The 21191-nt window shown below is 60.0% G+C and carries 23 protein-coding genes and 1 pseudogene; 9 read left to right on the forward strand and 15 right to left on the reverse strand.

Going from position 1 to position 21191, the window contains the following annotated elements:
- Nucleotides 1-157: 157 nt before the first annotated feature.
- From ABLU73_RS02005 to ABLU73_RS02020, 4 genes are read right to left on the reverse strand one after another with little or no spacing between them, the layout of a single operon-like run.
- Nucleotides 158-961: a carboxymuconolactone decarboxylase family protein gene (locus ABLU73_RS02005; RefSeq protein WP_048295568.1), complete on the reverse strand. Its 804-nt coding sequence runs from the start codon at nt 959-961 to the stop codon at nt 158-160.
- Between the two features lie 32 nt (nt 962-993).
- Nucleotides 994-2013 carry an aldo/keto reductase gene (locus ABLU73_RS02010; RefSeq protein WP_348850048.1) on the reverse strand — a complete coding sequence of 340 codons (1020 nt, stop codon included), beginning with the start codon at nt 2011-2013 and terminating at the stop codon, nt 994-996.
- A 20-nt stretch (nt 2014-2033) separates the two neighbouring features.
- Nucleotides 2034-2597: an NAD(P)H-dependent oxidoreductase gene (locus ABLU73_RS02015; RefSeq protein ID WP_048295566.1), complete on the reverse strand. Its 564-nt coding sequence runs from the start codon at nt 2595-2597 to the stop codon at nt 2034-2036.
- A gap of 2 nt (nt 2598-2599) precedes the next feature.
- Nucleotides 2600-2908, reverse strand: a complete 309-nt coding sequence (locus ABLU73_RS02020) for a hypothetical protein (RefSeq protein WP_017899806.1) — start codon at nt 2906-2908, stop codon at nt 2600-2602.
- A gap of 138 nt (nt 2909-3046) precedes the next feature.
- Between ABLU73_RS02020 and ABLU73_RS02025 the strand changes: the two genes are divergently transcribed.
- Both ABLU73_RS02025 and ABLU73_RS02030 read left to right on the forward strand, forming a co-directional pair.
- Nucleotides 3047-3946, forward strand: coding sequence for a LysR family transcriptional regulator (locus ABLU73_RS02025; RefSeq protein WP_004205338.1), 900 nt, complete (start codon nt 3047-3049; stop codon nt 3944-3946).
- Between the two features lie 160 nt (nt 3947-4106).
- Nucleotides 4107-4370: a hypothetical protein gene (locus tag ABLU73_RS02030; RefSeq protein ID WP_004205339.1), complete on the forward strand. Its 264-nt coding sequence runs from the start codon at nt 4107-4109 to the stop codon at nt 4368-4370.
- Nucleotides 4371-4373: 3 nt separating this feature from the next.
- Here the strand turns inward: ABLU73_RS02030 and ABLU73_RS02035 are convergent, their stop codons facing one another.
- Nucleotides 4374-4946, reverse strand: a complete 573-nt coding sequence (locus ABLU73_RS02035) for a DUF1349 domain-containing protein (protein ID WP_004205340.1) — start codon at nt 4944-4946, stop codon at nt 4374-4376.
- A gap of 18 nt (nt 4947-4964) precedes the next feature.
- On the reverse strand, nt 4965-5258 hold the full coding sequence (locus ABLU73_RS02040) for a YciI family protein (RefSeq protein WP_004205341.1): 294 nt from the start codon (nt 5256-5258) through the stop codon (nt 4965-4967).
- 219 nt (nt 5259-5477) lie between these two features.
- Here ABLU73_RS02040 and ABLU73_RS02045 point away from each other — a divergent pair, with 219 nt between their 5' ends.
- The 5 genes from ABLU73_RS02045 (at nt 5478) to ABLU73_RS02065 (ending at nt 10093) form a co-directional block, all read left to right on the forward strand.
- Complete coding sequence (locus ABLU73_RS02045) at nt 5478-5807, forward strand: metalloregulator ArsR/SmtB family transcription factor (protein ID WP_004205342.1); 330 nt, start codon at nt 5478-5480, stop codon at nt 5805-5807.
- A 52-nt stretch (nt 5808-5859) separates the two neighbouring features.
- A complete protein-coding gene (locus ABLU73_RS02050) occupies nt 5860-7152 on the forward strand; it encodes an arsenic transporter (protein ID WP_264923607.1) in 1293 nt (430 codons plus the stop codon).
- A gap of 9 nt (nt 7153-7161) precedes the next feature.
- On the forward strand, nt 7162-7584 hold the full coding sequence (gene arsC / locus ABLU73_RS02055) for a glutaredoxin-dependent arsenate reductase (protein WP_043520910.1): 423 nt from the start codon (nt 7162-7164) through the stop codon (nt 7582-7584).
- A gap of 471 nt (nt 7585-8055) precedes the next feature.
- Nucleotides 8056-9609 (forward strand): peptide MFS transporter, encoded by a 1554-nt coding sequence (locus ABLU73_RS02060; protein ID WP_264924804.1) that lies wholly within the window; start codon nt 8056-8058, stop codon nt 9607-9609.
- A 184-nt stretch (nt 9610-9793) separates the two neighbouring features.
- Nucleotides 9794-10093 carry a DUF1889 family protein gene (locus ABLU73_RS02065; RefSeq protein ID WP_094311413.1) on the forward strand — a complete coding sequence of 100 codons (300 nt, stop codon included), beginning with the start codon at nt 9794-9796 and terminating at the stop codon, nt 10091-10093.
- A 262-nt stretch (nt 10094-10355) separates the two neighbouring features.
- Here ABLU73_RS02065 and ABLU73_RS02070 read toward each other — a convergent pair whose 3' ends face one another.
- From ABLU73_RS02070 to ABLU73_RS02085, 4 genes are read right to left on the reverse strand one after another with little or no spacing between them, the layout of a single operon-like run.
- The gene (locus ABLU73_RS02070; protein ID WP_048325651.1) at nt 10356-11804 is read right to left on the reverse strand and encodes an MdtP family multidrug efflux transporter outer membrane subunit; all 1449 of its coding nucleotides are present in this window, start codon (nt 11802-11804) and stop codon (nt 10356-10358) included.
- Nucleotides 11801-13738, reverse strand: coding sequence for a multidrug efflux transporter permease subunit MdtO (gene mdtO, locus ABLU73_RS02075; RefSeq protein WP_264924803.1), 1938 nt, complete (start codon nt 13736-13738; stop codon nt 11801-11803). The genes ABLU73_RS02070 and mdtO overlap by 4 nt, the downstream gene beginning before the upstream one ends.
- Nucleotides 13739-13750: 12 nt before the next feature.
- Nucleotides 13751-14776: a multidrug transporter subunit MdtN gene (gene mdtN, locus ABLU73_RS02080; protein WP_264924802.1), complete on the reverse strand. Its 1026-nt coding sequence runs from the start codon at nt 14774-14776 to the stop codon at nt 13751-13753.
- Between the two features lie 6 nt (nt 14777-14782).
- Nucleotides 14783-15055 (reverse strand): YtcA family lipoprotein, encoded by a 273-nt coding sequence (locus ABLU73_RS02085; RefSeq protein ID WP_004205353.1) that lies wholly within the window; start codon nt 15053-15055, stop codon nt 14783-14785.
- A gap of 224 nt (nt 15056-15279) precedes the next feature.
- Between ABLU73_RS02085 and yjdI the strand changes: the two genes are divergently transcribed.
- Both yjdI and ABLU73_RS02095 read left to right on the forward strand, forming a co-directional pair.
- Nucleotides 15280-15510, forward strand: coding sequence for a 4Fe-4S mono-cluster protein YjdI (gene yjdI, locus ABLU73_RS02090; RefSeq protein WP_004205354.1), 231 nt, complete (start codon nt 15280-15282; stop codon nt 15508-15510).
- An 11-nt stretch (nt 15511-15521) separates the two neighbouring features.
- Complete coding sequence (locus ABLU73_RS02095; RefSeq protein ID WP_002916201.1) at nt 15522-15794, forward strand: GNAT family N-acetyltransferase; 273 nt, start codon at nt 15522-15524, stop codon at nt 15792-15794.
- 80 nt (nt 15795-15874) lie between these two features.
- On the opposite strand, the pseudogene ABLU73_RS02100 reads toward ABLU73_RS02095, so the two are convergent.
- The 5 genes and pseudogenes from ABLU73_RS02100 to ABLU73_RS02120 all read right to left on the reverse strand — a co-directional run.
- A pseudogene (locus ABLU73_RS02100) lies at nt 15875-16528 on the reverse strand (fimbrial protein); the annotation flags it as partial.
- Nucleotides 16525-17430, reverse strand: a complete 906-nt coding sequence (locus ABLU73_RS02105; protein ID WP_004205356.1) for a fimbrial protein — start codon at nt 17428-17430, stop codon at nt 16525-16527. The pseudogene ABLU73_RS02100 and the gene ABLU73_RS02105, both read right to left, overlap by 4 nt.
- A 17-nt stretch (nt 17431-17447) precedes the next feature.
- On the reverse strand, nt 17448-17933 hold the full coding sequence (locus tag ABLU73_RS02110; protein ID WP_072500825.1) for a fimbrial protein: 486 nt from the start codon (nt 17931-17933) through the stop codon (nt 17448-17450).
- Between the two features lie 27 nt (nt 17934-17960).
- The gene (locus ABLU73_RS02115; protein WP_348850061.1) at nt 17961-18488 is read right to left on the reverse strand and encodes a fimbrial protein; all 528 of its coding nucleotides are present in this window, start codon (nt 18486-18488) and stop codon (nt 17961-17963) included.
- Between the two features lie 10 nt (nt 18489-18498).
- On the reverse strand, nt 18499-21111 hold the full coding sequence (locus ABLU73_RS02120) for a fimbrial biogenesis usher protein (RefSeq protein ID WP_004205359.1): 2613 nt from the start codon (nt 21109-21111) through the stop codon (nt 18499-18501).
- Nucleotides 21112-21191: the final 80 nt, after the last annotated feature.

Genomic DNA, 21191 nt, shown 5'->3' on the forward strand with positions numbered 1-21191 from the left:
CTCAATGAGCGATCTGAACAGATTCACGATCGAAGTCTCCATACTTCGATAGACCGTTTATGTTCTTTCCGTGAGACCTAATCGAAAGCCCTCGTGGTACCTTTAAATTAACAATTAACGACGAATAAAGGACAGCTTCCCTGTCCTTTATTCTTTTTTATTCAGTTTTGCTCTCGCGCGATCGCAATACCTCACCGACCACAGGAGCAGCGGTAAACGCATTTGGCCATCCCGCGTAGAACGCCGCCTGGGCAACCACTTCTCCGGCCTCTTCAGCCGAAAGCCCATTATCCATGGCTCTGTTTAGGTGGTAGCCAATCTGCGCGCTCTGTCCGGCGGCGATTAACGCGCTGACCGTCACCAGGCTTCTGTCGCGGGGCGTTAGCGCGGGCCGTTGCCAGAGGTCGAGAAACAGCGGGTCGGCGGTAAATTTAACCAGGCCAGGTGAAATGGGGCCGACATTTTTTTCGACGGTGTCTGCACGCTGTTTCTCTACCTGTTCATTGAGGGGCAGCAGCGTCGGCGAGGCGGCGGGGAGGGACTCTGCCGTCACGCCCCTGGCTTCAAAGATGGCTTTAGCGACGCTGACGGCTGACATCGCATTGGGCCAGCCAGCGTAGAAGGCGAGGTGAGTAATGATCTCTGACACTTCCGCTGGCGTCACGCCGCTATCGAGCGCGACGGCAATATAGTGCTTCAGCTCTTCTGGCTGGTTGCGGGCAATCAGCATCGCCATGGTCACGATGCTACGGTCGCGGGCGGACAGGGCGTCACGTTGCCAGAGGTCGTTGCTGATGGCCTCGCGGCCGAAGCGCGCCAGCGCCGGCGACACCGCTTGAATATCAGCGTCCGTAAGGGTAGAAGGGGTAATTTTCATCATAGCTTCATCTCTTTGTTCGTTGGCATAAGCAAAATCAGACAGCACAAGCGACAAGGCTGCCGCGGCAATCACGTTTTTCATATTTGCTCCTTTCCGATCCACTGGGCGGATCGTTATCGCGTCCACACCTGAGGATGGTCTTTGGCTTGCGGTGTGTTTTGCGCCATCACGCCTGTGAGGAAGTGCGGCTGATAGGCTTCTTCCAGATAGCGGATTTCTTCCGGGCTCAGTTGAAGGGCTACAGCGTTGACCGCGCCGTCAACATGATGCTTTTGCGTGGCGCCGACCACCGGGGCGGTGACTTTAGTCAGCAGCCAGGCCAGCGAAATTTCGGTCATGGAGACCTGATGCCGTTCGGCAAGTTCGGCGACGCGGGCAATAATGCTCCGATCCTGCTCTACCGTGCGGTCGTATTTGCCCCGGGCATAATCATCTTCCACCGCTCGCCGCGTGTGGCCTTCTAAGCGGGCGAGACGGCCGCTGGCCAGCGCGCTATAGGGAGTCATAGCGATATTATCTTCCGCGCACAGCCCGAACAGCTCTCGTTCGTCTTCACGCATAATCAGGTTGTAGTGGCTCTGCACAGAAACAAAGGACGTGAGCCCTTCGCGTTCGGCAAGGGCGTTCGCCTTCGCCAACTGCCAGGCATAACAATTGGAAATGCCAATCGCGCGCACCTTGCCGGCGGCGACAGCGGCATGCAGCGCCTCCAGCACGTCGATAACCGGGGTGTTGTAATCCCAAATGTGGTAAATGTAGAGGTCGATGTAGTCCATCCCGAGGTTTCGCAGACTCTGGTCAAGCGAGCGGGTGATCGCCTGTTTTCCGCTGATCCCCCCGGCAATCTGGGCAGCGGTTCGTGGCAGAAACTTGGTGGCCAGCACCACATCCTCGCGTTTTGCCATCTCCCGCAGCGCCCGGCCAACGTACCGTTCGCTGGAGCCGTTCTGATAGGCGATGGCGGTATCGTAAAAATTGATGCCCTGTTCCAGCGCGTAGCGGATGATCTCCCTGCTGGCTGTTTCGTCCAGCGTCCAGCGATGCTGGCCCGTTGACGGATCGCCAAACCCCATACATCCCATGCAGATGCGGGAGACCAGTAAGTCACTCTTCCCGAGCCGGGTATACTGCATCTTTATTTTCTCCCTTTGGGTTATTCCACCAGAGTTTTAAGCCGTGCGATCAGTCTGGCCGCGTGTTCCCGGGCACGCGTTTTTTGCTGAGCGATTTTGTCGGCATCCCGGTCGGCGTAGCTAATGCCGCAGGTATAAACCGGCGCCAGCAGCTCAAGATTGCACAGCCTGGCCGTGGTCTCGAAGGGAAGGAGATACTCCTCAATGGCATGGCCAAAGAAACCGTCAGCGGTATAGAGCGTCTGTGGCGCTCCCGTGGTGAAGGAGAGGATCAGCTTTTTACCACCCAGTTTCGCCGTTGAGCCATGGGCGAAGCCGTGGACAAAGACCTCGTCCAGCCACTGTTTCATTAACCCGGGCAGCCCATACCAGCTAAAGGGAAACTGCCAGACAATCACATCCGCCTGCAGCAGGCTTTCCTGCTCTGCGGCGATGTTGAATTTGCCGTCCGGATAGAGCCAGTCCAGACGACGGATTTCCGCATCAGGCAGGGCGGTCGCCAGCTCATCGAGGATGGTGGCGTTGGCGATGGAATGGTTAAGATCCGGATGCCCGGAAACGATAAGGATATGAGGCTTTCTCATCGTTACTCCTGAGGTTTAAATTCGGCAGAGAAGAGGTTTTCCCAGTTAATAAACGAGCCGAGTGGAATACACTCGAAGGTTAATAAACCCGCCTTCGCCAGCGGAAATTCGGCCATGATGTTATTCGCCTCTTCCACGGTGTCGCACTCTAGGAAAATAGCGACGCCGGGTCGGTCCTGACGGAAATAGATGTCGCGGATAAAGCCAGATTTATACAGCCCCCAGGCATGGAGGGCTTCCGCGGTAAGGTGCGGCGCATAGTGTTCCAGCGTTGCGCCGGGCGCGGGGATATCCAGACATAAAATTCGCATCGTTGTCTCCGGAAAGTCGTTATCAGCGGGAAGAGACAAAAGTATACGAGCCACAGGGAGTGAAGATTAGGCGGTCATTGACTTAAGAATATTTAGCCTGTACTTAATAATCAGGCGAGACTGTCGCAAGGAGATGCTATGAATAACGCCCTTTATAATCAAATACGCATCTTTCAGAGCATTGCGCGCGAAGGCAATATCTCGGCCGCGGCGAGGAAATTAGAAATCACGCCGCCGTCTGTTAGCAATGCCCTCAAGTTGCTGGAGGAGCATATCGGTCATCCGCTTTTTGTGCGTACCACCCGGCGAATCGAGCTGACGGAAACTGGCCAACAGTTGCTGGAGCAAACCGCTGCGGCGGTCGAGGTTCTGGAAACATCGCTGGAGAGCCTCCGCGATCAGAATCGGGAACCCTCCGGGGCGGTGAGAATTACGCTCTCGCGCTTTGCCTACCTGCTTATTCTTAAACCGGCGATGGCGGCTTTCTGTCAGCAATACCCGGGGATCCAGCTGGAAATATCGGTCTATGACGGTACCGTCAATATCATTGAAGAACGATTCGACCTTGGGATCCGCTTTGGCGATATTCTCGAAGGCGGGGTGGTCGCCCGCCCGTTAATGAAACCGTTTCGCGAAGGGTTATATGCCTCCTCAGCCTATCTGGCCGAATATGGCGTGCCTGAGTCGCCCGCCGATCTCAGCCATCACCGGCTGATTGGCTATCGCTTTATTACCAACCACCGTATCCTGCCGCTGATCCTCAATGACCACGGCGAGCAACTCACCGTGGAGATGCCGGGGCAGTTAATCAGCAATGATATTGACGTCATGGCAGACGGTATCCGCCATGGACTGGGGATTGGCCGCTTGTTTGAACCTATCTGGCGGCTACAGCCCGATCGTGAACAGTTTCTACCGGTGATGGAGGACTACTGGAAAACCTATCCGCCGGTTTATCTCTATTACCCGAAAAACGCGGGTAAAACGAAAAGGGTGAAAGCCCTGATTGATTTTCTGATAGCGCATACTGCGGCATAAAGGCTATTTTGCGTGCGAAATGTCTGAAGACACCGGCCCTGTCTTTCCCTCTGCCTTAACCCTATACTCCCTGCGGATAAAGCAGTTTTTTATCGCGGTGTAACGGCTTATCCCATCGTCAACGCGATGGGCGGGGAATTTCAATAAGGGAGAGGCAGCAATGGGCAGACGCTTAATGGTCTGTGTGTTCGCGCTGGTGGCGTTTTCAGCCACTGCAGCGCATGGCCATCACGGCCAGTCGGTAATATCGAGCGCCGACGGCGGCAACGGTTCGGACGGCGGCAGTAGCGATAACTCCTCAGGCAGGGCAGGGTGCCCGGGCGGCACCGATCCCGATAAGCACGGCCATTTTTACCTGCCCGGCACCCGCGAACCCTGCAATCCTGGCCCTCAGGATGCAGAGAAAGTCGGGTCTTCCCGCTAGCGTTCAGCTCAGATCGTGCAGCGCTTTGTCCAGCGGCGGGGAAAGCTGAATATCCCGAAATGCAACCGCCAGTCCGCCGCGCTCCGGTGAGCAGCACATGACGCCGGCTTTTACCGGGCCTGGCGGAAAGTAGCCAAGACGCAGCAGCGGCCAGCGCTCGCCGTCGGTCGAATACTGCAGCCTTAACGCATCGCCTTTGCGGGTCAGCCGTAGCCAGAAAGTGCGCGGGTCGCCGGGGAAAAGCCCGGTGGCCCAGTCGGAGTGGGTTAACGTCAGCACGCTGCCGATGGCCGGGGCATCGTCATTAAACTCAATCCCCGCCTTCAGCCAGGTCTGCTCGTCCGCCATCATCATCAGCCCGGCCTGGTCGTAAAGCGTGGTGAAATCCGCACAGATTTTTGCCTGCAGGGTAAAATCGCCCTCCACCTCAGCGGCATAAAGATGGCCGGAGAAGCGTTCGAAGCCATACCAGGTATGGCGCCAGAAGTCGGTATGCTTATCGGTGACCACCGTCAGGCCGTCGGCATCGCGGTGCCACTCGGCAGGTTCATTAATCCAGTGAAAGGATGGCTGCATTTTTCCTCCGGAACAGGCTTATAACAGCGACTGCAGCGCGGGCGACGCCATGCTGGCCTCAAAGGGAATAATCTCCGTATGGGCGAGGCCCAGCTGCTGGAAGGGATCCTGGCCCAGACGCGATTCCAGAATTTCCCGGCTGTCGCATTTCGCCAGAATCACCCCGCCGGTACGAGGAATACGGCGGCCGGAGGCGAGAAAGAGGCCGTCAGCATAGCATTTTTTGAGCCATTCGACGTGGGCGGGGATCGCGTTGTCAATCTCTTCGAGCGGTTTTATATACGTTAAAACAACCACATAAATCGTACTCATCCTGAAAACCCTGTCAATCCGATGGGATCTTCAGCCTGACACATTTCAATGATGGATAAAAGAAAGCGCGGCATTTTTGCGTGCTATTGAGCAGGAGGCGCGTGCTGCAACTGCAGGGAGATTTATCGCAGCTGTGAAAAAAACATATATGTATTTTCGAATGTATATTGATCTTTAATCGTGGTCCCGTATGCTGTCCGTCACGCTTGAGGAGAAACCATGTCTTTATTACCCCTGCAACTGTTCAAAAACCTCGCCGATGAAACCCGGCTGGGGATCGTGCTGTTGCTCAAGGCGCGGGGAGAGCTGTGCGTGTGCGATCTCTGTACGGCGCTCGCCCAGTCCCAGCCCAAGATCTCCCGCCATCTGGCAATGCTGCGGGAGAGTGGGCTGCTGCGGGATCGAAAACAGGGTAAGTGGGTCCATTATCGCCTCTCTCCGCAGATGCCGGCCTGGGCGGCGCAGGTGATTGAGCAGGCCTGGCTAAGTCAGCAGGACGATGTGCGGCTGATGATCAGCAGACTGACCGACGGGCCAGGTTGTCGGTAAAAAAATTTATCTTATCATATATGATTTTTCGAATGTGATTGGTGGAGGAACGATGTTGCTGGCAGGTGCGATTTTTGTCCTGACCCTGGTGCTGGTGATCTGGCAGCCGCGGGGGGTAGGGATCGGCTGGAGCGCGGCCTTTGGCGCGGCGCTGGCGCTGGTCACCGGTGGCGTACAGATAGCCGATATCCCGGTGGTGTGGCATATCGTCTGGAATGCCACCGCCACGTTTATCGCCGTGATCATTATCAGCCTGCTGCTCGACGAGTCCGGCTTTTTTGAATGGGCCGCGCTACACGTTTCCCGCTGGGGAAGAGGGCGGGGTCGTCTGCTGTTTACCTGGATTATCCTGCTCGGCGCGGCGGTGGCGGCGCTGTTTGCCAACGACGGCGCGGCGCTGATCCTCACGCCCATCGTAATTGCCATGCTGCGGGCGCTGGGGTTCAGTAAGGGAACGATGCTGGCCTTTGTCATGGCAGCCGGGTTTATTGCCGATACCGCCAGCCTGCCGCTGGTGGTGTCGAATTTAGTGAATATCGTGTCGGCAGATTTCTTTGCCATTGGCTTCAGGGAGTACGCTTCGGTGATGGTGCCGGTCGATCTCGCGGCAATCCTCTCCACCCTGGCGATGCTGCACCTGTTCTTTCGCAAGGATATCCCACCCGCCTGGGATATGGCGTTACTGAAAGCGCCGGCCACGGCGATAAAAGATCCGGCGACGTTCCGTACCGGCTGGGGCGTGCTGCTGATGTTGCTGGTCGGCTTTTTCGTTCTTGACCCGCTGGGGATCCCGGTCAGCGCCATCGCGGCGCCGGGAGCGGGGATCCTGTTTGCTGTCGCGAAGCGCGGGCGAGTGATTAACACCGGCAAGGTGCTGCGCGGCGCCCCATGGCAGATTGTGATCTTCTCGCTGGGGATGTATCTGGTGGTGTATGGCCTGCGAAACGCCGGATTAACGGATTATCTGACCACGGTGCTAAACATGCTGGCGGAGCGCGGGCTGTGGGCCGCGACGCTGGGCACCGGTATCCTGTCGGCCTTCCTCTCTTCGATCATGAATAATATGCCCAGCGTGCTGGTCGGCGCCCTGTCGATTGATGGCAGCGCGGCAACAGGGACGATCAAAGAGGCCATGATATATGCCAACGTCATCGGCTGCGATCTGGGGCCGAAAATCACGCCGATTGGTAGCCTGGCCACGCTGCTCTGGCTGCATGTGCTGACGCAGAAGCACATCACCATCGGTTGGGGTTATTATTTCCGCTGCGGCATCACCATGACCCTACCGGTGCTGCTTGTGACGCTGGCCGCGCTGGCGCTGCGTCTCTCCTTCAATCAGCCATGAGAACGTGCTATGAGCATCACCATTTACCATAACCCTGAATGCGGCACCTCGCGTAATACCCTGGCGCTGATCCGCAACAGCGGCGCTGAGCCCACCATTATCTATTATCTGGAGACGCCGCCGTCGCGCGATGAGCTGCGTCAGCTGATCGCCGCGATGGCGATCCCGGTGCGGGCGCTGCTGCGGCAAAACGTCGAACCCTACGATGCGCTGGGCCTGGCGGAAGACCGGTTTACAGATGACCAGTTAATCGACTTTATGCTCCAGCATCCGATCCTGATTAACCGTCCGATCGTGGTGACGCCGCGGGGCACCCGACTCTGTCGCCCGTCAGAGGTGGTGCTGGAGATCCTGCCGGCGCCGCAAAAAGGCGCCTTCGTGAAGGAAGACGGTGAGCGGGTCATTGATCGGGCGGGGCAGCGTGTGAAATAGCGCGCAAAATGGCGCCGGCTATAGCAGCCGGCAAGCCTTGTAAATCCTGCCGCACGGTTGGCTCTCCGGGGGTAGCACCTGGATGGCTTAACAATATTCTCCCTTAGCGCTATTTCTGCCTCCTCCGGCCCGTTTCCCTTACTTTTCCTGTCGTTATATGCCCTGCCCGTACCGACGGTTTTTGTCCTTTGTTAATCAATCAACTTACTGTTTTTAATAAATAAAATTATGTATTCTGCACAATGGCATAATGTCAACGCCGTTTACGTTTTTGCGAACATTAAATCTATAAAACTAGATGTTTGTCGACTTTTCATCTAAAAAGGAACGGTAAGGGGCTGGACAAAACCACTGCATGGTTATCAAATGGTTAAAAATGCTCGTATCTGATGTTAAGACAAACAAATTATAAATCGTCAGCCCGCTTTATACGGTTAACTTGCGCTGCGGCGCACCTTTTCTGGAGAATTTATGCATTCCTCTGTTAATAAAAACGAAAGCCGTAACTTTTTCGGCCATCCTTATCCGCTGGGCTCCCTGTTCTTCACTGAAATGTGGGAGCGTTTCTCGTTTTACGGGATCCGTCCCTTACTGATCCTGTTTATGGCGGCGACGGTTTACGACGGCGGGATGGGGCTGGCGCGGGAGAACGCCTCGGCGATCGTCGGGATTTTTGCCGGCAGTATGTATCTGGCCGCGCTGCCGGGCGGCTGGCTGGCGGATAACTGGCTAGGCCAGCAGCGCGCCGTCTGGTACGGCTCGATTCTTATCGCCCTCGGGCACCTGTCGATCGCCCTGTCGGCATGGCTGGGCAACGACCTGTTCTTTATCGGCCTGATGTTTATCGTCCTCGGTTCCGGGTTGTTTAAAACCTGTATCTCGGTGATGGTCGGTACCCTGTATAAAAAAGGCGACGCGCGCCGCGACGGTGGTTTCTCGCTGTTCTACATGGGGATCAACATCGGCTCGTTTATCGCGCCGTTAATCTCCGGCTGGCTGATTAAATCCCATGGCTGGCACTGGGGCTTCGGCATCGGGGGGATCGGGATGCTGGTGGCGTTGATCATTTTCCGTGTCTTTGCCGTACCGTCGATGAAGCGCTATGACGCGGAGGTTGGCCTCGATTCCACCTGGAACAGCCCGGTGGCGAAAAAGAATGGCGTTGGGGCGTGGCTGCTGGCGCTGGCCCTGGGAGTGGCGGTGCTGGTCACGCTCATTAGCCTGGGCACGATCGTGATTAACCCGGTGGCGGTGGCCAGCGTGCTGGTCTATGTGATTGCCGCCTCCGTGGCGCTCTATTTCATCTGGCTGTTCGTCTTCGCCGGCCTGAGCCGTAAAGAGCGGGCGCGCCTGCTGGTATGCTTTATTTTGCTGGTCTCGGCGGCCTTTTTCTGGTCCGCGTTTGAACAGAAACCGACCTCCTTCAACCTGTTTGCTAACGACTACACTAACCGGATGATCGGCGATTTTGAGATCCCCGCGGTCTGGTTCCAGTCGATTAACGCCTTGTTTATCATTCTGCTTGCGCCGGTCTTCAGCTGGGCGTGGCCAGCGCTGGCGCGCAAAAACGTCCGTCCGGGCAGTATGACCAAATTCGTCATTGGCATCCTGTGCGCGGCGGCGGGCTTTGGCCTGATGATGCTGGCGGCGCAGAACGTCCTGAACAACGGCGGGGCCGGTGTGTCGCCGCTGTGGCTGGTGGGCAGCATCCTGATGCTGACGCTCGGCGAACTGTGCCTGAGCCCGATTGGTCTGGCGACCATGACCCTGCTGGCGCCGGAGAGAATGCGCGGCCAGATGATGGGGCTGTGGTTCTGCGCCAGCGCGCTGGGTAACCTGGCGGCGGGGCTGATTGGCGGTCATGTGAAGGCCGATCAGCTGTCGCTGCTGCCGGACCTCTTTGCCCGCTGCTCTATCGCGCTGCTGATCTGCGCCGCCGTACTGGCCGTGCTGATTGTCCCGGTCCGCCGGATGCTGGAGAACAGTCAGTCCAGCGCCGCGCAAAAATCCGTCAGCAACGCCTGACGCGATCCCCAGGCCGGTCCCCCGGGACCGGCTTGTTTTTTGTCCAATCCCCGCCTCAGCTGTGCAAAATCCCCTTTTCTGAATGCGCGATGTCCCATAACGTGAGCGTGTTCTTTGAAATCACGTCGCTTTCCGGTCCATAGTGTAGTCAGGTTTACTATGTGGTTAATATAAGGACACACCTATGCCAGCAGTCATTGATAAAGCATTGGATTTCATTGGTGGTATGAATACGTCTGAGCCAGTACCACAGTCTATGGATGAAAGTACCGCGAAGGGAATTCTCAAATATTTGAAAGAACTGGGCGTGCCAGTCAGCCCGGCTGATGTCGCTGAGCGCGGTCAGCAGCAGGGCTGGAGCGCCGGGTTTACCGACAAAGTGGCGGAGTGGGCTGAACGGGTCGCCGCCGGCGAACGGCTGGTGATTAAGCATCCGGAATTCTTTTCCACCTACATGCGCGAAGAGCTGCGCGCCCTGGTGTAATCGCCGCGCATCAATCCCGCGTCTTCTGTTTAATGCCTTCCCATCCGGGAAGGCATTCTTGCTGATGACAAACCTGTTTGGTTATTGTGCCCGCCTTTCTGCCGGGTGGCAGCTTCGCCTTACCCGGCCTACGAAAGGCAGCAATATCAAACCGTTATGCGGTTGGCTGTAGGCCCGCGCAAGCGCAGCGCCGCCGGGCAACCCCTGAAGATTGCCCTTTGGCTGCAGTTTGAATGCCTTCCCCTCCGGGAAGGCATTTTTGTTACTGGCCGCGGTAGCCGCCGCCCAGGGCTTTGATCAGGGTAATGTCGGTGCTCAGCCGCTGGGCCTCAATGTCCAGCAGCAACAACTGCTGGGCAAGAACCGCCCGTCGGGCCTCTTCGGCGGCGTAGCGGCTGAGCAGGCCGCGCTGATAATGGGCGCGAGCGCTGTCGGTGGTGGTCTGCGCCGCGGTGACCTTCAGCTGCTGCAGCGCACGCTGCTGATTCAGGTCGTTAAGCTGGCTGGAGCTGATGGCGACATCGCGAACCGCGTCCAGCACCGCCTGGTTGTACTGTTTGATCAGAATATTGCTGGCGGTGCGCACCGACTGCAGATTGGCGTTCAGACGACCGCCGTCGAAGATCGGCAGATAGAGCCCGGGCAGCAGGTTGATTTGCTGGAAAGAGGACTTAAACAGATCCCCGACGCTCAGGGCGTTATAGCCCCAGAACGCTTTGATATCAAAATGGGGATAGAAGGCCGCTTTCGCCGCGTCGACCTGGCTCAGGGAGGCGGTCACGTACCCGCGCAGCGCCTGCAGGTCCGGGCGGCGGGCCAGCAGCTCGAAAGAGAGCGACGGCGGCAGCGTCTCCTGGAGCGCAGGCAGCGCTACCGGATGGATCGCCGGCATGCTTTGCGCATCGGCGCCGATCAGCGCCCGCAGGGTTTCACGATACTGGGTCAGCATCCCCTCGGCGCTAATGATCTGCTGGCGGGCGGCGAGCTGTTCGGCCTGGGCGTTGGCCACATCCACGCTATCCTCCACACCGCGTTGGGTCCGGTGCTCGTGGGCCGCCACCGAGAACTGGGCAATGCCCTCCAGCTCCTGCAGCAGCGCGATTTTCTGGAATGTCGCCTGCATGGCGAAATAGAGCTGCGCCACGCTGCTGGCGATGTCGAGCTCAATGCCGGCGGTCTCCGCCAGCCGGGCGTTTTTCTCGCCAATGGCGGCGGCGACCCGGGCGCGATCGGCTCCCCAGAGATCGATATTCAGCTGCGCCCCGACGCCAACGGTGTTCAGCGTATACCACGGACCGTTCTTATCCACCGGCAGGGAGTAGGAGTAGGGCCAGCTAAAGGATTTGTCGGTGATCCGCAGGCGGTTTTGCGCCGCGACGGCGGTGGCCTGCAGGCCCATCGCCGACTGGGCGAGTTCCACCGTAGACTGCGACTGGGAGATGCGCAGCCGGGCGGCCTGCATGGTCGGCGAATTCTGCAGCGCCCGGTTGATCAGCATATTGAGCTGAGGGTCATCGTAGGCCTCCCACCAGCGGGCTGCCGGCCAGTTGCTGTTCGCCAGGTGGATCACCTGCGCCAGCTGGGCCTGCTGCGGATTGACGATGGCGACCTGGGCAGGCTCGTCCTGAATCAGCGCGCAGCCGCTGAGCAGCGTCAGCGTCAGGGTAAGGAGAGTGTCGCGCAGCCGCGCGGAGAAAGGAAGGATCATCATGACGTTTTAGCCTGTTGCTCAGTCGCTATCGGTGTCGGGCCCCAGTCGGGCAGGGTGGCCAGCGCGGCGGCCAGCGCCGGGCCAAAGGGGTTAGTCAGGTCGGTGGCCAGCGGTTCGGCAGGGGCCGTTGCCTCCTGTTCGATACGTTCGGCGTAGCGCCGCAGCTGTTCGGCGCAGCGGGCCAGGGTCGGGTCTCCCGGCGCGGCGTTGAGCCGGTACCCTTCGGTGAGGCGGGCGATCTCCTCGGCCCGGGCGAGGGTGGCGCGCATCGGCCAGTTTTTCGCCTGGGGCCAGGGGTGGGCATACGTGCCCAGCGGTTCGGCGCGAACCCGATGGATAAGCGCTTCGCTGTCGGTGAAGGCGACAAACAGAGGGGCCAGCGGCACCGCATCGTGCGGGGCGGCGAGGCAGTCCGCCAGCCGGCGATAGAGTCCGGCGAGGCGCGATTTCAGCTGCGGCGCTTCGCTGTCCGGCCAGAGATATAAATGGACAATGGAGGAGACCAGCACCCCGAGCAGGATACCCAGCACCCGGTCCCGTAGCTCGGTGAGGTTAGTCAGCGGACCAAACCAGCTGAGGAAGGCCAGCGCAAAGGTGAAGCCAATCTGGATCCCGGCGTAGGCGATACGCTCCGAACCGGCGGCAATCCAGGCCGCCAGCGCCAGCACTGGCAGGGACATCGCCAGCAGCCCCGACAGCGAGTCGGTCCAGGGCTGGACAAAAACGATTAACAGCAGCGCCAGCAGAGTGGCGAACAGCGCGCCGCCGATGCGCAGCCACGTCTTTTGCATCGTGGCGCCCAGCCCGGGCTGGGCGACGATCACGCAGCTCAGCATAATGGTATGCAGTCCCTGCCAGTCGGCAGCGGTATAGAAGACATAGCAGATTAGCGTCGCCAGCAGGGTCTTGAGCGCAAAATGGAGATACGCCGGGTTGCGCCAGGCGTCCGGCGCCAGTAGGGGCGGCTTCTCCACCTCGCCCTGTGGCAGAGCAACGGGCTCACCCAGGGCCAGCCGCTGCAGAAGGGCTGCCATCTCCTGCAGAACGGTGCGATTGACGCCGCGGCCGCTGAGCGCCAGGGGAGGAATAGCGCCGTCAAACGGCCCCTCGCTGAGGGCACTCTTCAGCTGCAGCACCGCCTGCGACAGCCGCAGGCGATCGTCGCTATCGGCCTCGTCCGCTTGCAGCAGCGCCGCCAGCTGGTAGCAGCGCAGGGTGGCGGCCAGCCGCGAGCGCCAGGCCTGGGGATCGGCGGCGATCTCCGGCGTCGCCCGGCTGGCCTGGGCGAACAGCGACTGCAGCTGGTTGAACTGCGCGGCGGTCTCGCCGAAGGTCGGTGGCGCTTCAGCGTCCGGGTCTGCCAGCCGGCTGGCGACCGCCTGCAGCATCTCCGCCAGACGCGCCTTAAACTGGTTGCCGGGAAAGGCCTGCTGAAAACAGGCGTTGACCAGCAGGGTGACGAGGATCGCGGTGTTAATCGCCACCCACAGCCAGAGCAGCAGCCGCACCAGGATTTCACTCTGGCTGGTCATCGACGGGAAGGTTTGGGCGTAAATCACCGCCAGCGCCACCACGAAAAAGGCCAGTCCCAGCTTGCCCAGCACCCGCATTAGATAGATGGCGCAGAAAAAGAGCGCCACGGAGGCCGCCAGGCGGATCAGCGGGTAGTCATAGGTCCACTTGATGATCAGCAGCACGCCGCCGAGCGCCACGCTGACGGTGACAAAAAAGACCACGCTGACTAACTTAATCATCAACACGTTAGGCTGGCTGACGTAGAACACGACGATCAGCGCGACGGCCAGAAAGGGGATCTGCAGGGTCATGAACAGGGTGATGAGCACCGCACAGCTCAGCGTCAGGCGCAGCGTGTAGCTGGCGCGTCCCGGTGCGTCGCGCAGTTCCTGGCGTAAAAAATGGGCGAGAGGAAACATCGCGTCGCCCGGCTACGGCTGCAGCACGGCGCTGGCCGAGGCGCCCATGCGGAACAGTTCCGGATCGGGATCGCTGACGGCGATTTTCACCGGGAAGCGCTGCGAGACGTGGACCCAGTTAATGCTTTTCTGGATCAGCGGCAGGCCTTCGATGACGCTCCCGCCTTCGGGCAGGACGCCGGAGCCGACCGAATCCACCACCCCGTTAAAGGTCCGGTTGTGGTTGGTCATCACGGTGATGCGCGCCGCCACCCCAGGGTGCACGTTGTTCAGGTCGGTTTCGCGGAAGTTAGCGATCACATACCAGCGGTCGTCATCCAGCAGGGTGAAGACTGGCTTCAGCGCCGAAGCGTACTGGCCGACGGTGGTTTTCAGCGCCACCACCACGCCGTTGAACGGCGCGCGCACTTCGGTGAATTCCAGATGCAGTTCGGCGAGGGCGATTTGCGCCAGGATCCCGGCGCGTTGCGCCACCATGGCATCCACGCCGGTCACAGCCGCCGAGGCCTGTCTGGCCTGCAGCAGCGTGGCCTCCAGCTCCGCCCGCGCCGCTTTCTCGGCGGTGCGCGCCTGATCGAGATCTTCCTGCGAGGCAAACCCCTGCGGCAACAGCGGCTCAAGGCGGATGCGCGTGGAGGTGGTCTGCTTGACCAGCGCTCTGGCGCGCTCGACGGCGGCCGCCACCGACTGGGCGTTATACTCCTGCGCTTTGATGGTGCGCTGGGTCAGCATAATCTGCGCGTCGAGGGTCGTCAGCCGCGCTTTCGCGTCATCGAGCATCGCCTGATAGGGGCGGGGGTCGATGCGGAACAGCAGATCGCCTTTTTTCACCCGCTGGTTATCGCGAATGGGCATCTCCACGATGCGCCCGCTGACCTCGGGCACCACATCGATGGTATCGGCGTAGACATAGGCGTCATTGGTCTCTGGCGACGTTTGCAACTGCCAGATAACCAGGATCAGTGCCAGGATGGCGGCCAGGACCAGCGCCAGCAGAGGCCATTTCTTGCGTAACAGGGGAGTGCGGGAAGTAGTCATAAGCGATCAGTGAACAAAAAACAGAAACCACAGCAGTGTGGCGAACAGGAACATCAGCGCGACATAGCTGAAGACCAGGGGAGAAAAGCGAGGCTGCCAGCCTTTACGGGTAATCAGGATATGGCAGGGGATCAGTAAAAATGCCCCGCCCAACAAGCAGAAAAACCAGCCGGGGAATGCGGCGCCCAGTACCGGGATCGCTGGTGAGAGTGAGCAGCCGGTCAGCGGCAAGACGAGCAGTAGCCGCGCTGGGCGGGCTATGGTGGCAATATGATTCAATGGAACATCCCTGAGTGCTCTTACCAGTGTGTCATGAGTGTAATCGCCTCGTTGCGGGAATGAAAGTCAACCGTTCGTTGACTGCGGGATCCTTGCTCGCCGGGAGAGGGGGAGGATGCGCCAAATCGCTCTCCTCACGCCCATTACCGACTTGCGCATAGTCAGCCGTCAAGCGGAGGACTATGCTTAGCCTGAAAGTCATAAAACAAGACCGAGGCAATGTCATGGATAAGGAATTACTGGAAGCCGGCTACCGGGCCTACACCGGGGAGAAAATCGACGTCTACTTTAATACGGCGATCTGTCAGCATTCCGGGAACTGCGTGCGCGGCAGCGCGAAGCTGTTCAATCTCAAGCGTAAGCCGTGGATCATCCCGGATGAAGTAGATGTCGCGACGGTGGTGAAGGTGATCGATACCTGCCCGAGCGGCGCGCTGCAATATCGTCATAAATAAGCGAGGAGAAGATGGAAATACTGGAAGGGCACAACAAATTTTATGTTAACGACGCGCAGGGTAACCAGGTCGCGGAGATTGTTTTTGTTCCCACCGGCGAACACCTCAGCATTATCGAACATACCGATGTCGATCCCAGCCTGAAAGGCCAGGGGGTGGGGAAACAGCTGGTGGCGAAGGTGGTGGAAAAAATGCGCCAGGAGCAGCGGAAGATTATTCCTCTCTGCCCGTTTGCCAAACATGAATTCGATAACACCCGTGAATACGACGATATTCGCGCCTGACGTACCGGCACCGGTGTAAACCGGTGCGCTTTTCTCTCGCCAGCGAATCCACGCCTTTAGTCACTCATCGCTTCCCCTCATGCCTGTACAAATGCCGACCGTGAGTTTGCTGATGAACGAGGCGGCTGCCTGTGCGGAAAGCGAGGGGCCAGATGCGGGTGATATTCCACCAGCTTTTTCACCCCCGCCAGCCGCTGAGCGTAGAGCGTTTTCTGGCTCAATCCGAGACGTTGCGACTGCTCGCCTATCGTCTGCCCTTGCAGCAGGGCGAGGAGCGCTTTGAGCTCGGCATGACTTAAACCGGCGGCCCGTTTTCGGTGGATCAGGGCGGCTTCACTGGCAAGGCGTTCAAGCCGCGGCGCGTTCTTCAGCCGATGGATCAGTTGCGCGCAGGGGAGGTCGGCAGGAGCGGCATGGACGTTGCGCAAACGATCCGGATGGCTCACCTGATAAAGCAGCGTTCGCCACAGCCAGATGGCCGGGCTGCGGCTAAGCATCAGCATCGGCAACGGGCGTGATGCCTGGTCGAGCAGCCTGGCCGCCTGGCGCAGTGTGGTGAGCATCCACAGGGGATCGTCAGGAAGAAAGACCACGATCCGCTTCACCGCGGCCAGCTCCCGCAGAGAGACGCCCTCCACCGGCAGCACGACGGGCCGCTTCCCCGCGTTGTGCATCAGCTGGCTCAACCCACGGGCGGCCAGCGAGCAGGGAGAGAGGATGTACTCGGTCATCATTGATAGACAAAGGTAATGCCGATGATCGACTGCACGTTACCGGCGGTGACCTGGCCTGTGGTCCGGGCGTAGGTCGCCGTCAGGCCGAGATTGACCGGCGAGGTTCCGACGGTGCCCAGTGAGACAGTGCTGTTCGCCGGCACGGCGCTGCCGTTGCGGGTAAGCTGGACGCCTATCCCTTGCGCCGGCGAGGCGGAGGCGGTGTTAGTGAAGATCGCGTTAGCGCTGTCCGCGGTGGCGCCGGAGAGGTAATACCCCAGCTGTTGGCTCTGCGCGCAGTGCACGGTGAGCGGCACGGCCATGGAGCCCGGGTAGTCGGGGAGGGTGACGGTGACATCGCGGGCGGAGACATCGCAGCCGCCGGTGGGGACCACCACGTCGTTATTGGCGTAGATATTCCAGATGAACTGGAAGGAGTCGCTATTGTAGTTGTTAGTCTGATGCAGGATCAGCACCGCGATTAACGATCCTGCGGTGATCGCCACCCCGCCGGCGGTGCTGACCGGCGTCAGATACAGGACGGCCGGCCAGGGCTTATCGGTCCGGGAATCGTAAATCACCCGCGCCGTTTCCGTGGTGGTCGGGAAGGGGTAAGAGGTGCCGTTATATTTCACGGTGCCAGAGAAACTTGACAGCACACCGCCATAGGCGGATCCGCGCTGCAGGGTCACGTAGTCAGTGATCGTTTCCGGATAGTCGTTATGGCAAAAAATCTGCGTGGAGAGGTCGACCACCAGGTTTTGCCCGACGTTGACCGCCGGGGTCAGGTTAACGTAGACGTTGGCTGAGCCGCCGCCGATGGGGATCGTCGCGCCGGTGGCTGTTTTGCAGGCGAAGGACCAGGCGTTCATCGACCAGCCCAACAGCAGCAGGGTGGTGAATAAAGGGATAATTTTTTTCATCATGATGCTCTCCTGGCTCAGGCGTAGGTATAGGTCACGTTAATCACCGCCTGAATGGTGCCTTGCGTGGCGCCGCCGTTGACCGACAGGGCCCTGACCTGCAACGGGAAGCGGGCGGACTGGCTGGCCTCATCCACCTGTACCGACTGGCTGCTGCCATTGTTCAGCGTGGTGCCATCCTCGCTCTGCAATTCGAGTTGAATATTGCCCGCCGTCCCCTGGTTTTTGTAGTAGCCGGTGCTGTCCGCGGTCCCGCTGAAGGTGGCCTTCACCCGTGAGGTACCGACGGGGCAGTTGCTGAGATCCAGCGCCACGCTGTGCCAGGCCGATGCCGAGCCTGCGCCAATCAGGCTGAAGGTGTAGAGATCGCCCAGCTCGACGGTGGCATTGACGGTGGAGACCGTGCAGGGTCTGGCCACCACCTTCCCGTTGACGGTAAGGGTGACGTCGGCCGACCGCAGGGAAGGGCTCGCGGTTAACAGGCCGGCCAGTAGCCAGCCCACGTGGGTCCATTTCATTTCAGCCTCCACTTACTGAAATTCCAGGGTGAATGTTGCTGTCGCATTGACATGCCCGGGGGTGACGGGCACCTGCGTGGCCATCAAACGGGCGTAAAAGTTCAGGATGTTGGTCTGGCCCGGCGTCAGCGTGGTCCAGGCGATGGCTGACGACGGGGCATTGACAGGCAGCCGGGACTGCTGCTGGTCGAGAATGTCCACCCCCATTCCCGCCGCCGCCGAGGCGCCGGCGTCGAGTTTTAACAGGCTGGTATTGACGCTGTCCGCCACGCCGGTGAAACCGACCTTCACCGCGGTGACGGAAGTGCCGCAGGGCGATAGCACGATACTGAACGGCGCCGGCGGGGTCGTCGCCCCGACGGCGTAAAACTGCTTCGCGGCGTTGTCCTGCAAATCGACGGTGAAATCCTTCGACTCTCCGGCCACCGCGCAGGCGTTGTCGCGCACATAGCCGCTGATGGCGATCGTGCTGTCGGCAGCGAAGGCCAGCGGCGCGAACAGAGCGAGCAGGGCGCTCAGCAGAAACTGCGGTGTTCTCATCATCATCTCCTTAGCGACACGCGACGGACAGCTGGCTGAGCGACTGCTGCTGGCTCTCTGGCGGCAGACGATAATCGGCCACGCACTGGGCGTCCGGGGCATCGCCCCATTTCACCCGCACCTTGCCCGCCAGCGGCATCCCGCTCAGGTAGACCTGGCCGTTATCCGCGACGATGCTGCCGCTCTGGTTGCTGTCGCTGGTGGCGAGGGCGCCAAACGGCACCGGTTTGCCGCGATGGGTCAGCGTCATCAGAATCTTCATTCCCACCTGGGCGTTAAAGCTGGCGCGGACGATCGCCCCATGGGTAGGCACCACGCTGACCACTGCATCGTCAAGATCGACATTGTCGGCCAGGGTATTGGTGTCCAGCGCGACCCGGTTTTCGCGATACTCGGTGGCATACGGCAGGACGGCATACCCGCGCCAGTCGGTGCGCACCCCGGTCTGGTTTTCTACCTTCACGCCGCCGGCGCCGGGGGCTTTCACCAGCACTACGGTATCGTTCAGCGGCTGGCTCAGGGTGATGCCGTTGGCGTGCGCCAGCACGCCGCCGCTGACCCCGTAGTAGAGCTGTTTGAAACCATCGCTGCGGCTGTAGCCGACGTTGGCGTTGCCGTAGCCGCCGCGGTAGTTGAGCGCGGTATAGCCGGTGCTCCCGCTGTCGCCGTTGCCGCCGCCCGCATAGCCGGTCTGCACGCTATAGCTGAGGTTATTGTCTTCCAGCAGGGTGCCGTACAGGCCCGCCAGATTGGTCATGCGGCCATTGAGATCGTGCGACAGGCTGTAGCTGGCGCTGGCGTGCCGCCAGACCGAACGGCTATCGGAACGCAGCCAGTGGCTGAAGGGGATATTGACGTTGACCGCCAGCATCTGATCGCGCCCCTGCTGCCAGGCATTTTTCGTCAGGCTGTAGCTTAGCGACCAGTTGATATCGTCTACGGCGGCGTTGAGGCCGGCCTGCAGTTGCTCATCGGCATCGTCGGTGCCCCAGTAGGTCTGGTGGCTGCCGCTCAGATAGAGGGTGGCGGTGCGCCCCAGCTGTTGGGTCACGCTCAGCTGCACCTTACCGCGCTTGCTGTAAGCCAGATTGTAGTAGTCGGTAAATTTGGGTTTCACCTGGATAACCCCGTCCTGGGTTTCCACGCTGTAGCCGCTCATCCGGCGGTAGGTGGTATCGGCAAAGTTATAGTAGCCGCGGGTGGAGTAGCGGTAGCCCACCAGCTGCAGGTTGGTGCCGGTCTCATCCAGTGACTTGTTATAGAGAAAACGCACCGACTGTCCCTGATGCTCGCTGTCGTCAGGCAGGGTGGCGTTGGCCTGGGTGATATCCAGCGATAAGGCGCCGAAATAGCCCATGTTTTTCCCCACCCCGAGGTTAAAGGCGCGATAGCGGTCCGCCAGCTGGGTGCCGCCGTACAGGGTCCAGCCGGCCGGCAGGCCATGCATGGCCGTGCTCTGGAAAAAATCGGGCGTTTCCTGTTGGTTGTTGCCGCTGCGGTACTCCCCGGCGGTGAGGGCGAAGCGGGTATGGCCTTCGCGCTGCAGCACCGGCACCGTTGACCAGGGCACGCTGAAGACCTGGCGGGTGCCATCCGCTTCTTTAATGGTGACCTGCAGATCGCCGCCGTTGCCCGCGGCGTAGAGATCGTCGATGGTAAACGGCCCCGGCGGCACCGTGCTCTGGTAGATTTCGTAGCCGTTTTGTTTGACTGACACCTGCGCGGTGCCGCGGGCGATCCCGTGGATCACCGGCGCGAAGCCTTTCTGGCTGTCCGGCAGCATATTGTCATCCGAGGCCAGCTGCGCGCCGCGGAAGTTGATCCCGTCGAAGACATCGCCGTTGGTGTAGCTATCCCCGAGGGTAAGCCGCGATCGCAGGGAAATGATGTCCCGCTCAAGCCAGCTGTTGACGTGCTGCCAGCGGTTCTCATTGGATGACGCGCTGCCGCCGCTGCTGTAACTCCAGGTGCTGTTATCGCGCAGGCGCCAGGCGCCGAAATTCAGGCCGCTTTGCAGATTCAGATAGGCGTAACGGCTGTTGCCCCCGGTGGTGTTATGGACGTTGTTGCCGGTGAAGTTATAGTTAACCAGCCCGGCGGTGATGCCGTTATCCCATAGCTCCGGCGGGATATACCCGCGGGCGTGGCTGCCCATAAACGCCTGGGGTACGGTGAGATACAGGCGCTGTTGGCCGACATCGAAGCGGGTGGTGGCTTCGCTGATGAGCGTCGTTAGCGGCACGCAGGCCGTACTGTCCAGGGCCGCCATGCCCGTCACCCGTCCGGTATCCACCCCCATGCTCGCCAGCTGGCCGCGGGTCAGGCAGGGCGACAGGCCATGGCCCTGCGCATCGGCCTGGAAAGTGACGTCCCGGGTGGTCATATAGCCGTTATTGAGATAAATATCGACGCGATAGGTGCCCGGCGGGACCTCCTGGCCTTTTTCAAATCCCGACAGGTCTGCCACCGCCGCCGGATCGTCAGCTAAAAAGCGGGGGTTAAAATAGAGGTCCGCCTGCGCGGCGAACGGCTGTGAGCAGAGCCACAGCGTCAGCGCCGGCGTAATCAGGCGCCGGGCGCTTCGGCGACCCCCATGGTCCAGTCCATATTTTCGATGTGACATAATCCCTCCGGTCCGACGTTGCCCGGCTGTCAGTGCTTCTGGTCATGCGCAGCGTGGCCCGCGCGGCGGGGCACACCAGA

It is taken from the genome of Klebsiella sp. GG_Kp175, assembly GCF_040062325.1.
In the GTDB taxonomy this organism is placed as follows: domain Bacteria; phylum Pseudomonadota; class Gammaproteobacteria; order Enterobacterales; family Enterobacteriaceae; genus Klebsiella; species Klebsiella quasipneumoniae.

Bases quoted from the DNA above. Each gene is read 5' to 3' on its own strand.
- ABLU73_RS02005 (WP_048295568.1), bottom strand. From the start codon at position 961: ATGAAAAACGTGATTGCCGCGGCAGCCTTGTCGCTTGTGCTGTCTGAT.
- ABLU73_RS02010 (WP_348850048.1), bottom strand. From the start codon at position 2,013: ATGCAGTATACCCGGCTCGGGAAGAGTGACTTACTGGTCTCCCGCATC.
- ABLU73_RS02015 (WP_048295566.1), bottom strand. From the start codon at position 2,597: ATGAGAAAGCCTCATATCCTTATCGTTTCCGGGCATCCGGATCTTAAC.
- ABLU73_RS02020 (WP_017899806.1), bottom strand. From the start codon at position 2,908: ATGCGAATTTTATGTCTGGATATCCCCGCGCCCGGCGCAACGCTGGAA.
- ABLU73_RS02025 (WP_004205338.1), top strand. From the start codon at position 3,047: ATGAATAACGCCCTTTATAATCAAATACGCATCTTTCAGAGCATTGCG.
- ABLU73_RS02030 (WP_004205339.1), top strand. From the start codon at position 4,107: ATGGGCAGACGCTTAATGGTCTGTGTGTTCGCGCTGGTGGCGTTTTCA.
- ABLU73_RS02035 (WP_004205340.1), bottom strand. From the start codon at position 4,946: ATGCAGCCATCCTTTCACTGGATTAATGAACCTGCCGAGTGGCACCGC.
- ABLU73_RS02040 (WP_004205341.1), bottom strand. From the start codon at position 5,258: ATGAGTACGATTTATGTGGTTGTTTTAACGTATATAAAACCGCTCGAA.
- ABLU73_RS02045 (WP_004205342.1), top strand. From the start codon at position 5,478: ATGTCTTTATTACCCCTGCAACTGTTCAAAAACCTCGCCGATGAAACC.
- ABLU73_RS02050 (WP_264923607.1), top strand. From the start codon at position 5,860: ATGTTGCTGGCAGGTGCGATTTTTGTCCTGACCCTGGTGCTGGTGATC.
- arsC (WP_043520910.1), top strand. From the start codon at position 7,162: ATGAGCATCACCATTTACCATAACCCTGAATGCGGCACCTCGCGTAAT.
- ABLU73_RS02060 (WP_264924804.1), top strand. From the start codon at position 8,056: ATGCATTCCTCTGTTAATAAAAACGAAAGCCGTAACTTTTTCGGCCAT.
- ABLU73_RS02065 (WP_094311413.1), top strand. From the start codon at position 9,794: ATGCCAGCAGTCATTGATAAAGCATTGGATTTCATTGGTGGTATGAAT.
- ABLU73_RS02070 (WP_048325651.1), bottom strand. From the start codon at position 11,804: ATGATGATCCTTCCTTTCTCCGCGCGGCTGCGCGACACTCTCCTTACC.
- mdtO (WP_264924803.1), bottom strand. From the start codon at position 13,738: ATGTTTCCTCTCGCCCATTTTTTACGCCAGGAACTGCGCGACGCACCG.
- mdtN (WP_264924802.1), bottom strand. From the start codon at position 14,776: ATGACTACTTCCCGCACTCCCCTGTTACGCAAGAAATGGCCTCTGCTG.
- yjdI (WP_004205354.1), top strand. From the start codon at position 15,280: ATGGATAAGGAATTACTGGAAGCCGGCTACCGGGCCTACACCGGGGAG.
- ABLU73_RS02095 (WP_002916201.1), top strand. From the start codon at position 15,522: ATGGAAATACTGGAAGGGCACAACAAATTTTATGTTAACGACGCGCAG.
- ABLU73_RS02105 (WP_004205356.1), bottom strand. From the start codon at position 17,430: ATGAAAAAAATTATCCCTTTATTCACCACCCTGCTGCTGTTGGGCTGG.
- ABLU73_RS02115 (WP_348850061.1), bottom strand. From the start codon at position 18,488: ATGAGAACACCGCAGTTTCTGCTGAGCGCCCTGCTCGCTCTGTTCGCG.
- ABLU73_RS02120 (WP_004205359.1), bottom strand. From the start codon at position 21,111: ATGTCACATCGAAAATATGGACTGGACCATGGGGGTCGCCGAAGCGCC.